General features: G+C 36.5%; 11 protein-coding genes and 1 tRNA gene. 3 read left to right on the top strand and 9 right to left on the bottom strand.

What is annotated here, in order from left to right:
• Positions 1-121: 121 nt before the first annotated feature.
• The 5 genes from SOP96_RS06740 to SOP96_RS06720 form a co-directional block, all read right to left on the bottom strand.
• On the bottom strand, positions 122-754 hold the full coding sequence (locus SOP96_RS06740; RefSeq protein ID WP_283423573.1) for an NADAR family protein: 633 nt from the start codon (positions 752-754) through the stop codon (positions 122-124).
• Positions 755-4,294 (bottom strand): DUF6443 domain-containing protein, encoded by a 3,540-nt coding sequence (locus SOP96_RS06735; protein WP_326320230.1) that lies wholly within the window; start codon positions 4,292-4,294, stop codon positions 755-757.
• A 5-nt stretch (positions 4,295-4,299) separates the two neighbouring features.
• Positions 4,300-7,356: a hypothetical protein gene (locus tag SOP96_RS06730; RefSeq protein WP_326320229.1), complete on the bottom strand. Its 3,057-nt coding sequence runs from the start codon at positions 7,354-7,356 to the stop codon at positions 4,300-4,302.
• A 1-nt stretch (position 7,357) separates the two neighbouring features.
• On the bottom strand, positions 7,358-9,046 hold the full coding sequence (locus SOP96_RS06725; RefSeq protein WP_326320228.1) for a T9SS type A sorting domain-containing protein: 1,689 nt from the start codon (positions 9,044-9,046) through the stop codon (positions 7,358-7,360).
• Between the two features lie 317 nt (positions 9,047-9,363).
• Positions 9,364-10,047 carry a TrmH family RNA methyltransferase gene (locus tag SOP96_RS06720; RefSeq protein WP_326320227.1) on the bottom strand — a complete coding sequence of 228 codons (684 nt, stop codon included), beginning with the start codon at positions 10,045-10,047 and terminating at the stop codon, positions 9,364-9,366.
• Between the two features lie 80 nt (positions 10,048-10,127).
• On the opposite strand from SOP96_RS06720, the gene SOP96_RS06715 reads away from it, so the two are divergent.
• The 3 genes from SOP96_RS06715 (at position 10,128) to SOP96_RS06705 (ending at position 12,779) form a co-directional block, all read left to right on the top strand.
• On the top strand, positions 10,128-11,144 hold the full coding sequence (locus SOP96_RS06715; protein ID WP_326320226.1) for an asparaginase: 1,017 nt from the start codon (positions 10,128-10,130) through the stop codon (positions 11,142-11,144).
• 54 nt (positions 11,145-11,198) lie between these two features.
• Positions 11,199-11,285: transfer RNA gene (locus SOP96_RS06710), tRNA-Ser, on the top strand.
• 204 nt (positions 11,286-11,489) lie between these two features.
• On the top strand, positions 11,490-12,779 hold the full coding sequence (locus SOP96_RS06705) for a hypothetical protein (protein WP_326320225.1): 1,290 nt from the start codon (positions 11,490-11,492) through the stop codon (positions 12,777-12,779).
• A 108-nt stretch (positions 12,780-12,887) separates the two neighbouring features.
• Here the strand turns inward: SOP96_RS06705 and SOP96_RS06700 are convergent, their stop codons facing one another.
• The 4 genes from SOP96_RS06700 to SOP96_RS06685 all read right to left on the bottom strand — a co-directional run bounded on the left by SOP96_RS06700 (position 12,888) and on the right by SOP96_RS06685 (position 22,873).
• The gene (locus tag SOP96_RS06700; protein ID WP_326320224.1) at positions 12,888-13,583 is read right to left on the bottom strand and encodes a hypothetical protein; all 696 of its coding nucleotides are present in this window, start codon (positions 13,581-13,583) and stop codon (positions 12,888-12,890) included.
• A gap of 217 nt (positions 13,584-13,800) precedes the next feature.
• Positions 13,801-15,333: a M20/M25/M40 family metallo-hydrolase gene (locus SOP96_RS06695; RefSeq protein WP_326320223.1), complete on the bottom strand. Its 1,533-nt coding sequence runs from the start codon at positions 15,331-15,333 to the stop codon at positions 13,801-13,803.
• A gap of 174 nt (positions 15,334-15,507) precedes the next feature.
• Positions 15,508-15,894 carry a hypothetical protein gene (locus tag SOP96_RS06690; RefSeq protein ID WP_326320222.1) on the bottom strand — a complete coding sequence of 129 codons (387 nt, stop codon included), beginning with the start codon at positions 15,892-15,894 and terminating at the stop codon, positions 15,508-15,510.
• A complete protein-coding gene (locus SOP96_RS06685) occupies positions 15,884-22,873 on the bottom strand; it encodes an RHS repeat-associated core domain-containing protein (RefSeq protein WP_326320221.1) in 6,990 nt (2,329 codons plus the stop codon). Before SOP96_RS06685 ends, SOP96_RS06690 begins: the two co-directional genes overlap by 11 nt.
• Positions 22,874-22,879 lie beyond the last annotated feature (6 nt).

Below are 22,879 nucleotides of genomic sequence, written 5' to 3'. Positions count from 1 at the left end.
AAGATTTCTTTAATAAAAATGTAGCTGCATTATAAAACAAAAACTCTCGCAATTTTGCGAGGGTTTTTGTTTTATCTATAGATACGAGCGAAACGCTCACACCAGCTAAGGGAGATCGAGTTTAATCATAAATACCTTCCCAGTCTTTATTTTCAGGAAAATTTCTCTCATAAATAATATTGTCCGTTAATCGTAAATAGTATTTTGACCACTCTATAAGATAGTCTTCTCCTAATCCCATTCTCCAAAATAAATCATTTTGATCAATAGAAGGAAAAGGAATCCAAGGAGGAAGAATGAGATCGGGATCGGGCGATATATTTTTAATATCCTTTCTGAGATTCATTAATAAAATGCCTAATTTATTTTTTCCCAATCCATCTCCACCATCACCCCAATAATTATCATTTGTAGTATGTTCAATTAAAATATTATCTCCTGTCAAAATTAATTCTTTTCTAAGTTTAGGATGTTGCAAAAATTTAAAATATAATCCTTCATACATTATTTTATCCTTAATATCTTCCCAGTTTTGACGGAGTTTATTATTTCGATTTCTACCTTCATTAGCAGCTTCCATAGGTGATTTTATATTTCTAATTTTATTTCTTATAACATTATCTTCAAATTTGCTAGCTTGAAAGTAATGTTCTGTTGTTGGCCACAGTTCATTTTTAATAAAAACCGGATGTGGGGAAAAATTAGAAAAAAAACCGTAAGACTCGTCTGTTTTATAAAATTTTATTGTATTCATTTATTTAATAACTTTTATTGCATTTTGAGGAACTCTTCCTAAAATAGAAACTTCTTGCTGCCAGATAGAATAGTGATATCCAGCAGATGATCTAGGCAATATCATTCCCCCATTTTCTATTACTGCACCTGGCGCCATCTTAGATAAATTTATTCTTATTATACCATTACCACTAGAAAATGACTTTGCTACATTTAAATCAGTAGTAGTTGATATCCATGGATCATTTAGAAATGATTTTGGACTAGAACCTCGTATTAAATGTTCCTCTAAACTCCAAGTACCATTTACTGCCTTACCATATATTCCTTCACCAGCAGCTAATGATTCAGCATTTGCATTGGTTAAAGCTCTATAAACATAATTTGCAGGTTGTGATGCATTTCTAATTATATTCCCAACTCCTCCAGTCAGTAAGCCAATGGCAGCAGCTTGTACAAAAGGATGCTCCGAAACTTGCATCTGAATATCCGTTTTACCACGAGATTCAGGAACAGAACTAAATTTTGGCCCCCAAGGATCCCCAGATGATGGAACAGTACCTAAGCCTCCTCCCTGAGAATAAGGTATATAAAGGGTATTAGCTAGTCCTTTGGAATTAAAAGTATCTTTAACACTGGATATAAGTGTATGAGAGGTAACATCCCAAGTCCCATTATTTCCTCTATTGACAGTTACATTATAATATCCGGAACCTAATTGATCTGCCCATTGCTCTGCATGAATTCTAGCATCAGATTTAAAAAGGTTATTAAAAAATCCAGCGCCTTTAACCCATCTTCCGTCCGGATCTGTAAAATTAATAGGATTATTTACCGTGTAATTATATGGTGAATATCTTCTATACATTTCAGCCAACGGATCCACAACACCCCATCTTCCAATATCTGGCATGTAAAATCTCCAGCCGTAGTCATACATTCCGGTCTCCTGGAGCTCCTTACCGTTGTACTTATACTGATAAGAAGGATTTCCCGTCAATACATTATACCCTTCATGCTTCAACCCGAAAGGATAGTAGTTGTTTTCTTCAAGAACTTCTATTCCGCTGCCATTGTGGAAGTAGCTTACCCTTGTATTTCCTAAATGATCTGTGTAGTTGTAAATATACCTATTATTTTCAAAATTAAAATATCCTCCGGAAGTAGGTACAAATTTCAGTTCAGATCCAGCTACGGAACCTTGGGAAAACTGGTATTGGAAACCATCAAGATACAGAGTAGTGTTGGCAACATTATTTTGAAAAATGGTTTTTTCTACTTTCATTCCATCTGCCCTGTAAAGATAATTCGTCTGAGATGCTGATTTCCCGCTCCCAACAGTAATTACTGATGGAAGATTCATAAAATTATAACCAATCTCTGAAATTCTTTTATCGAGATTACTGGTCATGTTGCCATTTACATCATACGTAATGCTATTTTGAAGTGCATTATAACCAGACGGGTTATTAGCAACGCCGACAGGAAGTGTGACCATATCCAATCGGTTACCGGTATAATTATACACCAGATCATCAATTTTCTCGGCAGTAGTTCCGGAGCCTGGTCTTGAGAATCTTTTCAGCGTACTGATATTTCCATTGAGATCATAGCTCAGAATTTCGTTGTAGTAATCATTGCTTAGTACCGATGATCCCGGTTCTGAATATGTTCCCTGCAGAAGCCTGTTGAGATTGTCATACTGATAAGAATATCTCCGTTTGGAACCATTGGTTACTGTTCCCGTGATCCAGTCAACTTCAGCAATATTCCCATTAAATTTAGCTGCCGCATTTTCAGGATCATTATATTTAATCTTATATCCGAAAAGTTTTCCGTTAAGATTAGCAACATCATTGATCTGGGTCATCCAGCCACGGATATTATAGGTATAGCTTACATCCTGTAACGGAACGGATGGAGATGTCCCTCCGACTTTCTTTCCTGAAAGCTGTGAGAGTTCGTTATAGCTGTTTTGTGCTAGATATTCTGCCGGATTGTTGTCAACCTTATGGGTATGGGTTAAAAGCCTGTTCTGGGTATCATAGGTAAAGTTTTCGGTGATCACTTTATCCGTATCCGTGCTCAACCTTTTGTGGCGGGTAATGTTCTGCTGGACAACGCCTGCAAAATCCAGTTTGGATTCTGTCTGGGTACGGCCGCCTAAATGATTAATGGAATAGCTTCCAATGGCTCTGCCCTTTTTGTCGTAGTAGGTGTAATTCTTCGTCCAATTGTCATCTTCAATATTTTTCACCAAACTCATCACCGGAAGGCTCTTGGTGCTTAATCCTTCTGCGGTGGGCGTTTCGGTAAGAGTAGGTTCTCCTAAAATGCTTGTTGGGAACATTGGGTTAAAGCCGTATGCCGGGTAGGAATCATAATATTTTAAAGACAACAAGGTTACCCAATGGGACGACTCGGGATAACTTCCGTCCGGATTATTATAATACACATCCATTCCCTGTCTGTTAAAAAACGGAGTATTAATCCGGGTAACATTGTTTGATCCGAAACTATCAACAGTAACCTGTTCCACACTTCTCTCTTCTCCTGTTCCGATTCCGGTAATTGCCACTCTCCCGAATTGATCATATTTAGTGTACAGCCATTGTCCTTTTGCTTTCAGAACAGTATCCTGGGTTCCCACCAGTCTATCCTGTCTGTCGTACAACATATATTCCCATCCTTTGCCAGGAAGCTTTTTTTCAATTAAACGGTTTCTGCCGTCATATTTATACTGATAACACAACTGTGTGATGATATCATCAGGCACCTGAGTGATTGCCGGACCAGGTAACTCATTGATCTTTTTGGATGCTAAGGGTGATATCACATATACCAGCTGCTTTTGGTTGTTATAGAGATAGTACGTGTCCTGATTTTCAGAAGTAGTCAATACTTTTCTTACCAATACAGTATTACCTGTTCTATCAGTAAATGTAATGGTTTTATTCCCATCCTCATCTATTACAACATTTTTCAGTAAGGTTCCTGCCAAATAAGAAGTTCCTTTTGCCAAATAAGAGTTCTCTGTGCCGTCAGCTAATTGCAAAGTCTGTATCCTTATATTTTTCACCTCGTTTGATACGTTGGTTTCATATTGATAGGTTACCGGCTTTGATGTCCATGCACTTCCGACATTTACCTGCTGTTTAATCCTGTCCATCGGAGAATTTTCCAATATTTTCTCACCATATATTTTTTCACTCCCATAAAAAGAGGAATTTAAAGGGTTTGAATATATTGCTCCATTTTGGCTTACTGTCTGGGGAATCGGGAGATAGTCTTTAACCTGCCTTCCTGCCGCATCATATTCAATATGATTTACAAGATCTCTACCTTGCGGGGTAACTTTTACATCCACACTTTGTTTTAGTCTTCCAAGCCCATCGAAGTATTGGATATTTGTTACGGGAGGTTTAGAAATCGTATCTCCATCTTTTGCAATATAACTTTTAGTTAGTATATAATTTTCGGAAATACTGGGTGTAATTGTCTGTGCGGGAAACAGCCCTACTGCAAACAATATTGTTGATAAGATTATATTTTTTTTCATAAATTTTATTGCTTGTAGTTGAATTCAAATTTCTTCAGGATTTTTCCTTCGCTGTTTACTATTTTTTGTAATCGGTTTGCATTGTCATACCTGTAATATTCTCTGATTCCGGAAGGCGGAGTAATACTGGAAACTCCTACCAGCGGCTTATGAGTATAAGTTGTAATAGGATAATCTTTTAATAAGGCATTAGATCTGATATTATCCAGAAGAGGGATCAGTGTCTGAGTCTCATAACTTTCTGAATAAGAAGCAGTAGCACTTATTGCCTGAAGTGTTTTGTATCCAGTATTAGTATTGGCAAAGCCTAAGATTCCTGCCAGCGCAGCATAAGTAATCCCTTCAATTTTTATTACCGGCAATGTTTGGTTATACCCCCATAACATGGTTACCGGAATGCCATCTGCAGACGTATACTGCAATATGTTGCCTCTATCATCATATAAATCGAAGGTAACATCCGTCATTGTTGCACCAGTGTTAATTTCGCCCGTAAGTTTTGAAACAGGAAGCAACAGATTGTTCGTTGAAGCATTTTTATCAAACACAATTCCGCTCATATTAATGATTTTACCATTTTTCCTGGTAGCTATTAATGTAGGAATCTCAACCATATTGGCATTCTTCATCAATGTGCCATTGCTTGGATAGGCATAATCGGTATAAATGCTCACTCCATCAGAATCTGTAGTCTCTGTACTTGAAAGAACCTGAGGAATGTCTGGAGAGTAGGTATACTTTTCCTGTGAAGTATATATTCCAGAAGACGAATATTCACTAATGGTAGATACTACAGGTGCAAAAGTACCTCCAAACTGCTTGATATAGTGATTGCGTTCATAAATACCTGAAACGTTTGTTGCATAATTTGTTAATTCTAAGACTTTAGCCACATCCTCAAACTGGGTATTGATTTCTTTAAGTTTAACAAAATTATTGTCATAAAATTCCTGTTTGAATATATGACCTCTTTTAAATCCTGCCGAAAAGTAGGGAAGTGATATATTTTTTATATTATTAGGAAAAAAGGTAAACGGTACCGGCGAATTATTATTGTCAATAGTTTTTACTTCATTATTATCAGGATGCGTTAAATAATCCGTAAAATAATTTTTAACAAAGCCCCCATTGCTTAATACTTCTGTTACTTCAGAATATAAAACAGGAAATGAATTCATTGCCGTTTCAATAATGTTATCCGAATAAACATCAAGTCTTTCATATTTACTAAAAAAATTTGTAGCAGCTAAATAAATAAGATTTCGATAATAATTAGACAAAATACCACTGGAGACATTATTTGTTCCGCCTGGTGTATAATTCTTAACATATTTATATTCCTTAGTATCTGCTACAGCTCCTGCTTCTGTATAATTAATCACTTTTTGCACACGTCCTCCGCCAATGTTCCCAGCTGAAGAAATTAAAGTATTCTTAAATTCCGAAGACAAGGTTCTGTCTAATTTTTGTGAATAATTATGTGGTTCATATAAGAATTCAGTTCTTCCTTTTGTAGGATAGGTAATTGACTTTAATAAAGCTGTAGAGCAATAACTTGGGTCAGTATCTCTGATCGGTTCCGTAAACGAATATTCATCAGTCTCCTTATTTACGGTAAAATTAGGTATTAGCTTATTATTAACTTTACCGTTCCAATACCCCCAATAATCTATTCCCATAGTACTTTCTTCAGGTAAGGCATTTTTACTATAGTAATCAAAAGAATATTCTTGCAGGTAATCAAACGAAAACTTCGATTTTCTATACTGTTGAATTTTTTCCAGAAAAAAAACATCTTTATAGCGGTAATAACTGAGTTTTACATCTTTGGTTCCTTGCCCAACTTGGTTTCTTAACTGAATATTTGTAAGCTTATAAGAAGGAATAGACCAAGTTGCATATTTATCAAATCGTTCGTAAGAAAAATACGCAATTTCCACTCCATTGATTAAGATACTCTGAGGCAGACTTTTCTTTGTAGCCGCAACCTTTTGTTTAATTCCTGAATCACTATTGCTGCTACTGCTACCCCAGTATACCGTCCCATCATAAAACACATTTCCAGTGCTTGTATTATAGTTTATATTTTCAGCATTTATTTCCTGGCTATTTATAAAGGTCTGCTCAAGCATCAATTGAAAAGGCTCCTGTACGTTAGTAAGAAAACTGCGGTCAAAACAGAAATTTCGATCCAGAGTATTAATTGTTTCTTTTCTATATTTTACTTCAATTACATTAGCATTAGGATATTCTATTTTGAAAAGGTTCCAGGAGTTAATAATAAATTTCCTTTCAGTAGCCTGATCAACCAGCGGATAGTATATGTCTAAATTTTCATAATCGCCTCCGAAAAAATATTTTATTCCCTTTCCGTCAGTAATTGTAATGACTGATCGTTTAGTCAGACATTGAGACCCATCATTCAAGGATTTAAAAGGTTGGCTATCAGATAATTCAGAAATATCAATTTTTAAACCTTTATCCTGTGATACAATAATAGGTATTCCGTTATTACCAATAAAAAAATATCCGCTTTTATCCATAAAATTAAAGTTGAATTTATCCGGTTCTAGTTCATGTGTGTTTGAACCACAAATAATTCCTACTTTAACACCTTTATCAATATATGCATTGTAGTTATTAGTATAAATCTGATAGTTATTTTGATTACAATTTCTAACACCTGCAAGATATCCATATACATTCGAGGAAGATCTGGCCTCAGGAAAAAAGTCATCAGGAATTCCCCGCACATCTCTACTAATGGATCCTCCAAAATGCAAAGACCAATCTAAACCAACATAGTTTGATTTTTTTGACGGAACATATCCTGTCCCATAATATTTTAAATCTATGCTAAAACCTTCATTCATATAAATATCAGGATAGTTGTAAAGATTAATTCCGTAAGCATTGCTCCCGGTATTCAGGTTGACAGGTATATTCCCATACTTTTCTAATTGGTAAGTCTGGGGTGATTTTACATTTCCAGTATTTTGTGCATATGATAGTGTTGCACCTAAAATCACACTAAAAAGTGCTTTAAATACATATTTCTTCATTTTATTTCTTAATCAGTTTAGCATTCGCCGTTTTGTTATCATTCGTTTTCACGGTCACCAGATACGCTCCCTGAACCAGATTCTGGGTATTGATCTTGGTCACCTTATTTTTAGTTTTTAAGCTCTGAAGCTGTCTTCCGCCCATGTCGTACACCACGATTTCGGCCTCAAACCCCTGCCCTGAGCTTGTCGAAGGGATTCCGATCTCCACATATGCATAATCACTCACCGGATTCGGGTAGATCCTGATATCCTGCTTTTCAATAAGCTGGTCAATCTGCTTATCCCCCAGTTTTACAATCTTCCAGTTTTCTTTCCCCAATTCTTCAGCACTCGTTCCCGCCAGAATTATGGAGCCATCCTTGTTCAGCTTGATATCAGAAAGCCTTTCCTCTCTTTTTCGCGATTCTCCTTTCACATGCTTTCGCCACTGTTCATTCCCGTTCTGATCCAAATACAGCATCCAAAACGTTTCATCATCGCTTTCTATTCTTCCTTCTGCCTGGGTGTAACCTCCCAGTAAAATGCCTTTTGATGACTTATCATCTGAAGCATGCAGCACGCTCATTCCCATCAGAACATCCCTATTTTTAAAATTGTAGGATTTCTGCCAGAGCTCTTCCCCTCTTTCGTTTAAAGAAATCAGCCATAAATCCGTTCCTTCTTCAATGCCCACGGTTTTATTTCCGGATCTTTCCGATCTTGATTCTCCGCCAATTAAATAACCTGTAGAGGTTAATGCAAGCGTTCTTAAATGATCATCTCCTGTTCCGCCGAAATTCTTTTCCCATTCTACTTTGCCCTCTTTATTCAGCTTGATAATCCAGTAATCGCCCTCACCGAAATTGCCGCTGGCTTTAGCATGATTGATGGCTGATGATTGATGATTGATTCCGGATGCTGAACCTTGATTCTGAGAACCATTATCATTCATAGTCAGAGCTCCGCTTCTGGAATACACTCCCAATAATGCACCTCCGTCTTTCGTAGGAATCATCTTCTCAACTTCATCTAATCCTTTTCCGCCTAGAATAAGCTGCGATAATTCCTTTCCGTTTTTATCAAGTCGTACAATAAGAACATCTTTGGATCCGTAACCAACCGTTCCCTGAGGCTCTCGAAGGGAACCTGTCGTTCTATTTCCCGCCACAAAAAATCCCATATCCGTCGTCTGAATTACCGCTCTGGCTTCTTCATCCGAAGCACTGCCTATGGTTTTCTGCCACAGTTCATCGCCGAATTCATTAATTCTAATAAGCCAGATATCCGATCCGCCTTTGGAATCTTCTTTCTTGTCTAAGCCTTTTCCGCTGAACGAGGTACCTGCCAAAAGAAAGCCTCCTTCCTGCGTATTCACCGTAGCCGATAAGAAATCGTGGTTTTGTCCCGAGAAATATTTTTCCCAGACTTCTTCTCCCTGCTGATTTAATTTAACCAAATGAAAATCGTAGCCGTTGTTGGGCTGCTGCCTGTTGGCATTTGGCATCTGGCTTTTACTTCCAGCTTTGGGCATGCCATTTCCTGTCTGGATAGAACTGCCGGTTATCAGATATTGCTGATCAATGGTCGTGGTAACCTGGGAAAGAAAATCCTGCGTGGAGGATTTAATGTCTTTCTGCCAGACCACTTCCTGGGCAGAAATGCCCAGAACAGAGCACAAGAAAAATGCTCCTGAGTAGATTTTATTCATTCCTAATGTTTATTTCGAGTTGTGTTGATTATTAATTTAAAACTGTCGCAAAAATATTGTTTTTATGTTACTTTTAAAAGATATACAATATCAAATTTTTGTGAATAATATTATAAATATTAATTAGAATGGTATTTTAAATATTTAGCAAAGATATAACCGGTAAACGACAAAACTTGTCGTATAATAATAGAGATGCGGTTTTTTCTTTTCAGGTTGGAAAATAATATTAAATGCAAAGAGAAATTAGAAATACTCTCTGAATAAACATATAGAATAATATCATCTTTTTAAGAGAAATGAATGTAAAGAGATGATTAGCTTTCAAAAACCTTTTCAAGACAATGATCTTTAAGATACTTCTCAAAAATCTGCTGCCCGCTTCGGATAGAATTAACGGCCCAACGGATTTTCATTTTTAACAGCTTTTCATCATTTAGCTTATAGTTGATATTTGATTTAATGAGTTTCTGCTTTAGTTCATACATGCAGATTGAAGCTGCCACCGAAACATTGAAGCTTTTCGTAAAACCATACATCGGAATGGCCAGTATTTCATCGGCAAAATCAAGGATTTCACGGGAAACGCCTTCCATTTCGGTTCCGAAAACGAGAGCAACAGGTTCTGTGATCTGATAATCCGGAAGCATTACAGCATCATTTTCCAGCGAAACGGCGACTATTTTATAACCCCTGTCCCTGATTTTTTGAAAAGACTCCATATTTCGGGGAAGTTTTTCAACATCAACCCAGGTATCTGCGCCTTTAGTGACACGAAGGTTAGGTTCAAAACTGTATTCCTCCTGTAAAGCCACCACCTTATGAAAACCGCAGGCTTCCACCGAACGTACAATTGCCGCTGCATTACGGAACTGGTAAATATCTTCCACCACGGGTAAAACAAAATCCGAACTTTCTACAGAGAAATGTTCAATTTTAGAAAGTCTTTCCTCCGTCAGGAACTGCTTTAAATAGTCAAAAGTTTTTGCTAAATCTTCCATTCATTTTCAAATCTTTGCAAATTAACGTAATTTTGAGGAATCCTTCTGAACAGGGTTTGAAAATCTAATAAAAATCATCTATGAAACGAAAAGTCCTTTTAATCTATACTGGCGGAACCATCGGTATGGAAAAAGATTATGAAACCGGAAGCCTCCGTGCATTTGATTTTGGAAATATTTTTGAAAAAATGCCGGAAATGACGCTGATGGAATGTGAAGTTTTCGTTCACCCTTTTTCAAAACCGCTGGATTCATCCGATATGGGCCCGGAAGAGTGGAAAATTATCGCTCATTATATTCATAAAAATTATCACAATTATGACGGTTTCTTAATTCTTCACGGAACAGATACAATGTCTTATACAGCTTCAGCACTGAGTTTTATGCTGAAAGGACTTAAAAAGCCGGTGATTCTTACCGGCTCTCAGCTTCCCATAGGCGATCTGAGAACAGACGCAAAGGAAAACCTTTTAACCAGCCTTTATTATGCAAGCTTATATGAAAACAATGAGGCCGTTATTCAGGAAGTAGCCATTTATTTTGAATACAAATTGCTTCGTGGAAACCGTACGCTGAAATATTCTGCTGAATACTTTGATGCATACGCCAGTCCGAACTATCCGATTTTAGGGCAATCGGGAGTGCATCTTAATATTATAAAAGAAAATCTTCACCGCTGTGAACCCGGCATTGAATTTCATGTGGATGACCATATTTCGGAAGATATTATTTTTTGGAGAATTTTTCCCGGAATGAACCTTAACCATTTTAAGGAAATCCCAAAAATGAAAGTACTGATCCTTCAGGTTTTTGGCTCGGGAACCATTTTCAGCAGCGATAAAACGGTGGAAACGTTACAGCAGATCCGTAACAACGGAACGGAAATCGTAGTGGTAAGCCAGTGTATTTCAGGAGGAATCTCCTTCGGGAAGTATGAAAACAGCAATGTTTTTTCCAGAATCGGAGCCATCAGCGGAAGAGACATGACCGCTGAAAGCGCTATTACAAAAGCGATGCATCTAATTGACAATCCAAATTACGATGGAAGCTTCGCAGTTAATTTTTCAAAAAGCCTTTGTGGAGAAATTTCCTACTAATTGTAATAATAATTTGCATATTCAATAAATTCCCTTATTTTTGCAATCTCAAATAGAGAGGTGTCCGAGTGGTTGAAGGAGCTACCCTGGAAAGGTAGTATACGGGTAACTGTATCGAGGGTTCGAATCCCTTCCTCTCTGCAAAAACGTTGATTATTAATCAGCGTTTTTTTTTATTTAACCAAGAAATTCATTTTCTAAAATTTTCTTTTATCAAATATCGCACTTGCGAGATGTATCTTTTTTATGACATTTTATTATACATTGATTGCCAGACTGTTAAATTTGTAAAATAAAAATTGCATAATTAAAGCCAATTTCTTTTCTTTGATAAAAATACATGATATGAGAAAAATTTTTATTCTAATGAGTTTTAAAAGCTTCATGCTTTATTCTCAGGTAGGAATAGGGACAACAAATCCCGATCCTTCTTCTGTTTTAGATCTTCAGGCTACTAGCAAAGGCTTACTAATTCCCCGGGTTAATTTAACTACCAATCCTGTAGCCAACCCTCAGAAATCACTCCTGGTATGGAACACAGATACGTCTGTATATTCGGAAGGATTTTATTATTTCAACGGAAGTATATGGAAAAGACTGGAAAACAACGACATTTGGAATACCAGTGGAAATGCCGGAACTTCCGACACTACACACTTTTTGGGAAACACCGACAATAAAAGCCTGGCAATCCGAACAAACAATATTACACGAATGAGGATTGGCAGTGAAGTTGCCGGAAGCTCTTTCACCAACGTAAATATGAGCCTTAATCCTGCTTCGTCTTACACCGGTTCTGTCATTTCTCTGAATAATACGCTTGACGTACAAAGCGGATCTTCAGCCGCAAATGTTTTCGGAATTGAAAATTTACTTTATCTGAGAAACGGATCAACAATTTCCAACACCTTCAGGGCTATCCGAAACAGGCTCTGGAATGTTCAGACTGCCAACTATCCTAATGTTGTCGGAACTTTAAATGAATACCGCGGAGAAGTAACGGATATCACGAGTTTTAAAGGCTTTACCAATACTTACGACTTTAGGTCAGCGTCCAATGCTACTGAAATAATGGGATTTTCAAATGAATTTACGGGGCAGATTAATGGAGCGGTTACCAATTATTACGGTTTTTATTCAGGAATACACAGCAGCCTTTCGGGATTTACGAATTATTATGGTTTTTACCAGCCTAATGTAGGAACGGCTTCGAACAGATTTGCATTTTTTTATGACGGGGATGGTACCAACACAAAAGATGTCGTAGTTACAGGCACCGGAAGAATCGGTGTAGGAACCAGTGTACCGCACTCCAGTCTTCAGGCTGAAGGTTCTGTGTCTATGAAGTATGATACAACCGGAACTTCTACCGGCGCTTTTACGGTAACAAATGATCATTACACGATACGGATATTTAACCAGATTTCATCAATAGTTTTGCCAAACCCGAATACATGCAAAGGCCGAATTTATATCCTGATCGGAAGCAACGGAATCAGCGCAAAATCAATAACGGTAACCGGAGGGGCTATAGTTTATGATGATGTTTCAAATGCTACAATCACTACCATATCTTCCGGACAGCGCTACCAGATTCAAAGTGACGGGCAGGACTGGATTGTTATTGGTAATTAATAATTTTTTTCAAAAAAAACCGCCTGACTTTTTTGAAGTCAGGCGGTGCGTTTGAAAATCTCAACCCATTTCAAACTATAATTTAGCTATATGAATTTGGTATTAGTTTTAATTGCAAATTGTAAGGAAGTGGTGACTCGTCTGTACCCTGAATTTAGCGTCCGATTTCAGCCGGGTATAAATGGTATTTTCGAAAGCATATACTTCCTTTAATTTTTTATCAATGAATTCTGCGATCTGAACCAAAGAGGATATAAAGTCCCTGTAAATGCTGATATCAACCGTTTGTCCGTAAACAGGAAGGTAGGCTTTTAAAAACGGGAGTACGGACTGATGCTGATTGTAGTTGACGCAATATCCTGCTCCGTCTCTTGAAGTGATAATATGGTAATCATTGATATAGTTCAGGATATTTTGATCAGCTTTAGCTTTATTGGTTTGGATATGCCTGTTGATTTTATCTAAAATATGTTGCGCATATTCCATCATGCTGATTGTTTTCCACTCGAAAATAGGATGCAAATTTTTTGTGCTTTTGGCAGTTTTCCCATCTTCACAATTCGTACAGAAAGAAATCCCGATTTTATCATGGTACGGAAAAGAACATTCTTTAATCTGAATCGTAGCATCCGCCTGCACCCTGTCATTGGCAAAATTATAATACAAATACGGACTGTACATTTCTCCAAGCGCTTTCAGATAATCGGTTTCGGAGGTGTTTCGGTATTCTTCAAACCACTTTTCCAGATTGTCGTAATATCGGTTTTCAAATTCGTTAAAACTTAAATATAATGGCAGTTCCATAACTTTGCTGTTTTGATATGACAAAGCTAATAGCGTAAAGCGACAAAACTTGACGTATTATTTTTTTGTTTTAATTTTTTTTGATTTGAATTGATTTTAATGCTGAGATCGCCTGTTTTTTTGGTGTATATTTAGAAGATCTTTCGACTGCTACACGCTCAGGAAGACGTATCGTTAATACTAACCGTATTATTTATTACTTATTCATCATTACTTATTATTGATCATAATTTCTCATGATATATTCAAAGTAATGGATCATCTTCATGTAATTTTCTATGCTGAGATATTCGTTAGTGCTGTGGATGGACTGCTTTTCGGCGTTGTTAATTTTTATCGGCATAAATCGGTAAATATTTTTGCTGACAATCTGGTATTTGTATGCATCTGTACCGCCCACGGTAAGGTAAGGTGTTGCAATTGCTGTCGGATGAATTTCCTTAATAGCAGATTCTATCAGTTTATAAGCTTTTATATGGGTAGGAGAAACGGCAGAAGCTTCTTTTACCGTGTCAATCTCTTCGATTTCCACATCAAATCCTTTAGTTGCATTTGCAATGTGCTTTTTCACATCGTTTACGGTATTGCCGGGAAGAAGCCTGAAATTCACCACGAATTCTACTTCGGGCGAAAGGACATTAGGCGCATCGCTTCCCTTCATCATGGTTAAAGCAGTCGTTGTACGAACCAGCGCATTAGTGGAACTATTTTTTGTAAGCTGTGAAAGAAGCACAGGTTTCAGGAGCCATTGATTAGCGATAGCCATTCTGTTCACAAAAGGCATGGAGCCGCCAACATTGGTGAAAAACTGATTGATAAGTGGTGTCATGAAAGGTTTCATCTGATCATTTTCAAGACGTTGCATGATAATCGCTGCTTTTCCGATAGCACTTTCGGCAGGAGGCATAGAAGAATGTCCGCCAAGACCTTTTACTTTTATTTTAACGGAAAGAAAACCTTTTTCGGCACATCCGATTACTGCGATATCTGAATCGATTCCCGAAACGCTTCCTTTTTCCAGAATTAAGCCGCCTTCGTCGTAGACGGCATCAAACTGTATATTTTTAGTCTTAAAATATTCCGCAATCTTTACGGCGCCCTGCTGTCCGCCCACTTCTTCATCAAATCCGAAGGCAAGATAAATATCCCGTTGGGGAACATGCTTTGTTTTTATTAAGTTATTCATAGATTCCAGAAGGGAGAACAGCATTCCTTTCATATCGATGGAGCCTCTTCCGTAAATCCTTCCATTCGCTACAGCCCCGGAAAACGGTCCGAAATCCCATTTTTCCGAAACATCTGATACGGCAGGCAAAGGTTTATCATCCGGTCTGAAGATATTTTCACTTTTACCTTTTATTTCAGCATCTCCGGAAGGAACCACATCGGTGTGTGACAGAAATAAAATGGGATCAAGGGAAGGATTGCTGCCTTTTAACCGGAATACCAAACCGTAGGTATTGGTCTCGACAAATTCTGTATTCTGATAAATCAGCGGATAAGAAGTTTTGAGATATTCTTTAATCGTATCAAATGGTGAATAATTGAATGCTCCCATTTCACCCGAGGAAACTGTCGGGATTTTCAAGCCGCCCGACAGCCTTTGAATAGCAGAATTATCTTTCACCATTTTCCAGCTTTTAGCAGTTTGGGTGCTTGCTTTCTTAAAAGGATAGGTGAACGTTTTAATTATAACAATGATGATCAGGAGAATGAGAAGGCTTATGAGGATGAAGATGAGTTTTTTCATGGTGGATTTGGTGGTTTTAATTTTTGTAATGTCTTACAGGGAATTACAAATATAGCTGATTTTTGGTTTGTCCGATTGGCTTTAATGTAATGAAAAGAAGCCGTCTCGTAAAATGAGACGGCTTCTTACCTTGAGGCGCAAATGAGAAACTTGCGCTAGTAAAAGAATTTTTTGTTATTCAATTTTAAAATGTTTTTTATCAGGAGGAATAACTTTTATTACAATCACTTGATTATTTTTTAGTTCTCCCTCACCATATTCGTCTGAACCAAAAGCAAAATTTGGTCCATCAGTTTCAAAACTATAACGATTTTCCTTATTGATTTTAAAGGAAACAATTCCCAAAGAATCCGTAACGTATCGTCCTATTTCAACATATCTTCTAGGAATTCCCCATTTCCCTTTTCTTATCGTTACAGTATCTTTAACTCGCGGTTGTTTAGTTTCAGAATCTATAACTTTTACAAATATAATAATCTGATTCTTTAAGTCTGATTTTTTATCATTACAACCTATTATAAATACACTAAAAAATGAAAGTATTATTAACTTATAAACCATATGCTTTTCTTATAATATTCAAATGACTAACTGGTACACCTTGTTTATAATATTGACCTGTATAATTAGTTTGATTGATAATAGGATATGAGAACTTGGCACTTCTTCTTACCGGACTTCCTTGAAATGGATTATCTGCATTATAAAAGCCTTTCTTACCTAACCAATCTGTAGGATTTCTTTGATAATAATTATTAACGCGCAATACATTATTATGAGTAAATACAAAATCTCCACCCAAACTTACTGGATCAAATAAATTTACTTCGTCAACATAAATATTCATTTCACCTAATTTATTCGAAATTCTTACTGCTGCTGCGCCACCTCTACTATGTCCATAAATTTTTATTAATTTTCCTTCCTCGTAACCATTTACCAAATAATCTATAATTTCTTGATCATTTGTTCCCCAAGAACTTGTAAACATTTTGCCTCCTTGCTTTTCTACTATTTTTTTTAGACGAGGGTTATCACTAGCTTCATCACCTCCAGCTCCATAAATACCTGCAATAACATACTTTGGTCTACTAAACTTATGCAATTCATGGTTCAATCCGGCCACAATACCTCCAATCACAGCGCCCTGCCAGAAATTCCCTCCGGAAAGCTCGGCACCGACACCTCCGGAAAATGCCCCAAAGAGCACTGTTCCTACCGTAGTATTAGCGGCACCTTTAGCAATTGCTCCAAAAGCAGACGCACCTAAGCTTCCTAAAAGACCGGAAGCAGCGGAAGTTAAAAAGTTTTCTCCCTGTACAGCACTTAATATTCCCTGTGCAATAGCATGTGTTCCCGCTTGTATCATAACAAATCCTACCTGCCCAACAGTTTCTTTGATCATCTGCGCCGCAGTTGTTATACATCCGCCGGAGCCTGAAAATAAACTTCCTATTCCGAATGTAACAGCTCCTGAGATGGCTCCGGTAAAGGTTGCCTTAAAGGCTCCCAATAAGTTCCATTGATCAAAATTACCTGTTACCGCAAGACTTGTTGTATAAGCTGCCAATCCAACTGCTGCACCAATAATGATAGCCTTAACAATTGCTGCCATAGTGATGCCGAATAAGGTGACAAGCTCTTCTCCGGTAGGATCGTTAAACATTAACGGATTGTTCATTACATATCCGTACTTGTTGTAATTCTGCGTATTGGTAGGATCCTGAATATTCTCATCTGCATTTAAGAATCTTCTTAATAACGGATCATACAACCTTCCGTTCATGTGAATAATTCCTACTTCTGCAAAATGTTCATGACTGGTATACCCTCTATCTATCAATAACGCAGAATTATCAATTATATTCTTATCTGTTATAATAGGTCCGGTTCCTATTCGAAGATGGGTAAAATTCCCCCATGCATCAAAATGTCTTTGTTCCAGTTTATTACCTGCCTCATCACTAATCGCTAAAATACTCCCTAAATAATCTTTGTGTAAGAATTTATAAGAACCCGTATTCTCAGTAAAGTTCTTTAAATATATAATATTTGAATCATACGGATTGCCTCCAATATATAGAATATGTTTTTCCTTACCGGTAGTATTATCTTTTACCACTTCAAAACTTCCATCTTCACTATAAAATTTAGTGAACTTACCATCTCCGTCTATGCTGAAGTTACCTCCATAAGTTACACGCTGTCTCATGCTTGTCAAGCCGTACTGGAATGCTACATTACCTTTTTCACCATCTATAAATACCGGATCATTGTTTTCATTGTAGGCAATGCTTTGGATGAGATCGTTGTTATAATTTTGGGTTCCCGCTGCGTTGAGTGTCATTCCTGTTGGCTGATAGATCTTAGCTGAATTTTCATATTTTATGATACCCACCTGATCATTCTCAAGAATTCTTCCTTTGGCATCATAAACGTTTCTGTTGGCTGGTTTGACTCCTGTTACAGGATTTGTCCAGCTGACTAACCTGTTATTATCATCATAATCAAAACTTTCCAAAATGTTGAAATCTCCTAATGTACTTCTGCTTTTCAGCTCATTTTTGATCGCATCAAATGAATAATTGACTTGAAGAATACCGGAAGTACCTTGCATCTGTTGCCAGTACTGGTGATCAATCCCAGTTAACATCCCACTATCATCGTAGTTGTTGAAAATTCTGGATTTTCCCAGATTCGCTTTCAATATCTGCCCTTTACTATTGGTTTCCAAAAGTGTCCACAATATTTTTTCGGAAGTTTTATCTTTGATCTGATACAACTCACCACTCCAGGCACTGTATATATTTTCAACATTTACTTTGGTAAGAACACCGGAAGAGTATAAGCTTTTTTCATATGAAACAACTCTTCCTTTGTCATCATAAGCAATCCCTTTCTGGATAAAATATCTTTCATTACTACTCTCAGAAGATGATACTACCCTTCCCTGCTGATCAAAAGCAATATTCGAACTGTAAGTCTTTCCTTTAGAAGTTCCGTTTTTAGAAGTAAGTCTTCCTTTATTGTCATAGGCATAAGTAATGGTTTTATCAGTTGCCTGTCCGCCATCTGTTGTAGAAAGTTCCTTTTGACTGATAAGCTGTCCTAAAGTATTGTAAATAAATTCTTTCGTTCCTTTAGGACTGATTATTTTTTTAGGTTGTCCGAATCCGTTATATTCATATTTATATAATCCGTTGGAGGGATCATAAAATTCTGATCTACGCCCCCAAGTATCATACTTAGTTGTGACGATATTTCCTCCATATTGTACCTTTACCTGATCTCCTGCTGCATTATATGAGAATGTAATACTTCCGCCTTTATCTGTTGAAGTAACCACATTTCCTAAAGCATCAGTAGTTTTAGTTGTAATTCTTCCATATCCGTTAACTTCTTTTACCGTGGTTGTATTTCCTGATATGTAAGACTCCATTTTTTTACCTATAAATGATGTGACAAGCCCCTGCCCATCTATTTTTGCCAAACCAGTAGTGGTTACCTTAGTAGGATAAACACTATCGTCATAGGTATTAACATTCCACTGAATATCGATTGGTAATTCTTCAGTATTCTGATCAAAATAAGGTTCTGTTTCCCTACTCTTTCTTCCTAATTTATCATATACAGAATATTTAGCAACATAGGTGTTCTGACCAAAACCTTTCGTTACAACCTTATAATCCTGTCCTAATCTATTGGTATACTTTTTTGTTATATTCCCATTAGAGTGATATTGGATCAAGGTGATATTGGAATTAGCATCTCTTATATATTGGTAAGTTGTAGTACCTTCTAAATTTGTTTTGGATTTTAAAAGTTTTCCCCAACCATCATATGTGTTTTCAAGGGTATTTCCTAAAGGATCGGTCTGCAGAGTTATTTGTCCAAAACTGTTATAAGCAATATTAGTTTCGAGACCCAAATTGTCTGTTTTCTTTACAACAAATCTTCCTTTTGCATCATACTCAGCAATTATTGTCTGTGTTAATGCATCAACACTATTGCTGGAAACTGTTTTTATAATATTACCAAAACCATCATAATCGTAGGTTTCTAATACATAACCTGTATTATCTCTATTCCAGTTTTTCTGAGTTTTTATTAAATTACCATCATAAGTATATTCAACTTTGCCTGATTTGGTATCTCCATACGCCTGAACCGTTTCTATTTTTGATTTCAAACGGCCAATGAAATAATCAGAACCAAGACCAGCCGGATTATGAGCATACTCAATAGTTGAAGTTGTTATTCCGTAATTATTATTGATGTTGGATATGGTTTGTTGTGGCAGGTAGTAATCACCATAAGCAATAGTATTTGCTGTTACTTTCCCTGTTAAAAACTCTTTGGCAATTGTAGATATTGGAACCACCGCCGTTACAATTTTTGCCTTATCTACGCCTATATTATTAGTAATTACCTGTCCATTTAATAATTCATCTTTCTTATAGTTTATTGATTTAAAATTCAAAAGTTCATTATTACTTTCAGAAATATTAGTCGGAAATATTTTAGTATCATCATTGGCTTTAATAGACCATTCTTTAAGAGTTACTCCTTCATTGAAAGGATCAATTTCAGCTCCTGACCATATTTTTGTATTTTCAAAGCCTTCCGCATACCATGTGGATCTTGCCGCTTGTCTGTACCCGATAACTCCTTTACCATGCAAATTAATGATTAGATCTCGATATTTGAAATCCTGTTTTCTTCCCTCCTCCCTAAGCTGGGTAACAATAAAGTTTTGCGGCATATGTTCAACCTGAACATACGGATAAGTCTGAATTGTAGTTGGTTTGTAAAAATTTGGTGTTGCAGGATCATTTATATCCAGTTCATTATACTGAATTTCTGTTTTTATTCCCCCTTGATTGATAGCATAAATTCTTTCTCTATTTTTTACATCATAATAACTGTATTTAAACAAATGGTTTTCAACCTTTACAAAAAAGATATTATCTTCTTTGTTGATACGAAGCGAAACATTTATTGGAATCCAATGTGATCCGATCTCAGAGTACATTCCCCAAGGATCTTCTTCATATTTTGTCTCAAACTTAATATTTCCGTTGGCATCAACACCTGTTGATTCCATCACCTTGAAACCTCTTCTTGAATCTAAATCTTTGCAGCATTTGTGAGCTTTAAAAATCTGTGACTCAAAGCGAACCAAATCACTTTTACCATCTCCATTTAAATCTTTAGCAAAATGCCAGATTGCAACCTGCCTTTGATAAGTATTATCAACTATTATCGGCTCTTTGGTATAGTAAGAGAAATTGTTAAGATCCTGTATTCTGAAAGTTGGTGAACTACTTCCTGCAGGTAGTGTTTTGCCAGGATTTATATAAAGTTTCCAATTTGACGTTTCGGTACCTTGAGGAACAATAAAATCCATCTTACTATCACCATTGAAATCTCCAAAAACAATTCCTGCCTTTTCTCCGCTGAAACCAATATAATTAGTTTGCATTACATATTTGTTCTCTTGATTTATTACAAAGAAATTGCTATTGATCCAATTATTTGTAATTTCCACAAGATTTTCTTTTCCATCCCCTTCAAAATCCATTGCTATTGCTTCCTTAAGAATATCTCGTGTTCCAGAACCAACCCAGTGAGCATCATTTATCGAAGTATTTGGGTTGAGAATATAAAAATCATAGCTTGTGTATGATGTTATTGTTGCCGGGGGATTTGATGTACCACCAGAACCAGATCCCGAGCCAGTACCCGGATCTATTGAAGGGTCTTCTATAGGATCCAACGATCCGCCATGTCCACCTCCAGGATAAAATGTCGAGATACTTTCTACAGAAAATAAAACTTCTGACAAGCCATCTCCATTTACATCCACATCCCTGAATTCTCTTACATACGATCTAATTGTATAGTATGGGTCAGTAAGCTTTTCTCTGGGTTGAGTATACGTTTTATCATACAATGATGACGGAACTAGTTTAGTCTGATTAAGTACATATTGAGTGTTTTCAAGAATATATTTATCAAATTTAATTTGATTCGCTTCTATTTTGTGGGTGTAAAGAGACTTTATCGGTCGCATCTTATCATTTGCCAATGTGGCATTAATAGCTAAGGCACCTGTAAGATTAAGATCAGAAACTTTTACAGAATTTGCACCAAAAAAATTATTATAGGTAATATAAGTACCACCAACAGTACCTTCTATATAATCTCCTTCTCTATCACAATGTCCGTAATCGTCATAATCTAAACATTCGTAATAACCATTACTTGCTGTCTGATAATATAATAAATCGAGATTTCCGTCTCCATCAAAATCAGAAATATTTTTATTATCTAAATTTAAATTATTAGAAATTTCACTCCCTTTAATTGTGGAATTATCAATTTTCCTGTCAAATTTAATCGGATTGGCTGACTCTCCATTAGCATTGGTTTCAATAATAGTGTCTACAAACTGATAACTGGTATTATTGTTAGTATATGCAATCTTGTAACTTTTAAAAACAGCTGAATTTGCTTTTACGATAATTTCATTCAAAAGTTTATTCTGACTATAATAATATCCTTGATGATAAGAAAGTTCTTTTACATTTCTATCCAGATTATAAATAAATTGAATTTCATTAAAATGAGGTTTATTTGCCTTTTCATTACCACCCCATTTAATTGTTTTTATTTTCGTGACTTCACCTGATATTGCTGTTAAAGATGTTATAGCAGCATTCTTTTCATATTCATAAGTAATATAGTTACCTTGTACATCCATCCATTTTACCATATTATATTCCATGGTAGTTCTTCCAGCACTTACATGCCCAGGATCATCAGAAACAGTATCTCCATACCAAGCTTGAGATCCGTCTTCAAATGTCACATGAAAAAGCATAGGTCCCTGAATTCCATTTCGGGTACCCATTGATTTAATTTTAATATTCGAATATTTTTCAGTGACATATTCTGCACCATCTTTACCATATTCTCCTGACTTTAAAATCAATCTCTGTCCATTAAAGCTATAATAATCAGAATAATCAATTTTAATTTCCTTAGCTTCTTTATCCTTATCAATGTTTCTGCCCATTCTGGAAATAGAAGTAATTCCCATTAAAGTCCAACCATACCCTGCAATGCCATTTCCACCGCCGCTAGTATATACAAGATTTAATTGTGGGGCCACTGTTTTTATTCCCGGAGGAAGTGCTATAGGTAAAGTAAATTGTAACTGTCCTCCTCCATTTACTTCAATATTTCCCTTCGTATCGTGAAATTTTTGATCCGTCGAAGATGTTGTCGTTCCCGAAGGATTATTCGCACCCGCATTAGAATCTGTAGGACCGCCACCCGGGTTTCCCGTTCCAGGTCCAATCTTTGCCACAAAGGGATTCGATATACTTCCTGATGCTTGAAATCCCTGAGCCAATACGACCGTCTGCGGATCCTGTACTGTTCTTGTAGTAGTTTCTGCCTGATACAGGATGGTCTGGGAAAAGCCCATGACTGCAAATAATGACAGTATAAATGATGAAAATATTTTTATTTTCATGGTTCT

Origin of the sequence: Chryseobacterium salviniae, from assembly GCF_035819015.1 — a bacterium.
Classification (GTDB): domain Bacteria; phylum Bacteroidota; class Bacteroidia; order Flavobacteriales; family Weeksellaceae; genus Chryseobacterium; species Chryseobacterium salviniae.
The sequence above is the reverse complement of the archived record's forward strand: the minus strand, read 5'-3'. Positions and strand labels throughout refer to the sequence as shown.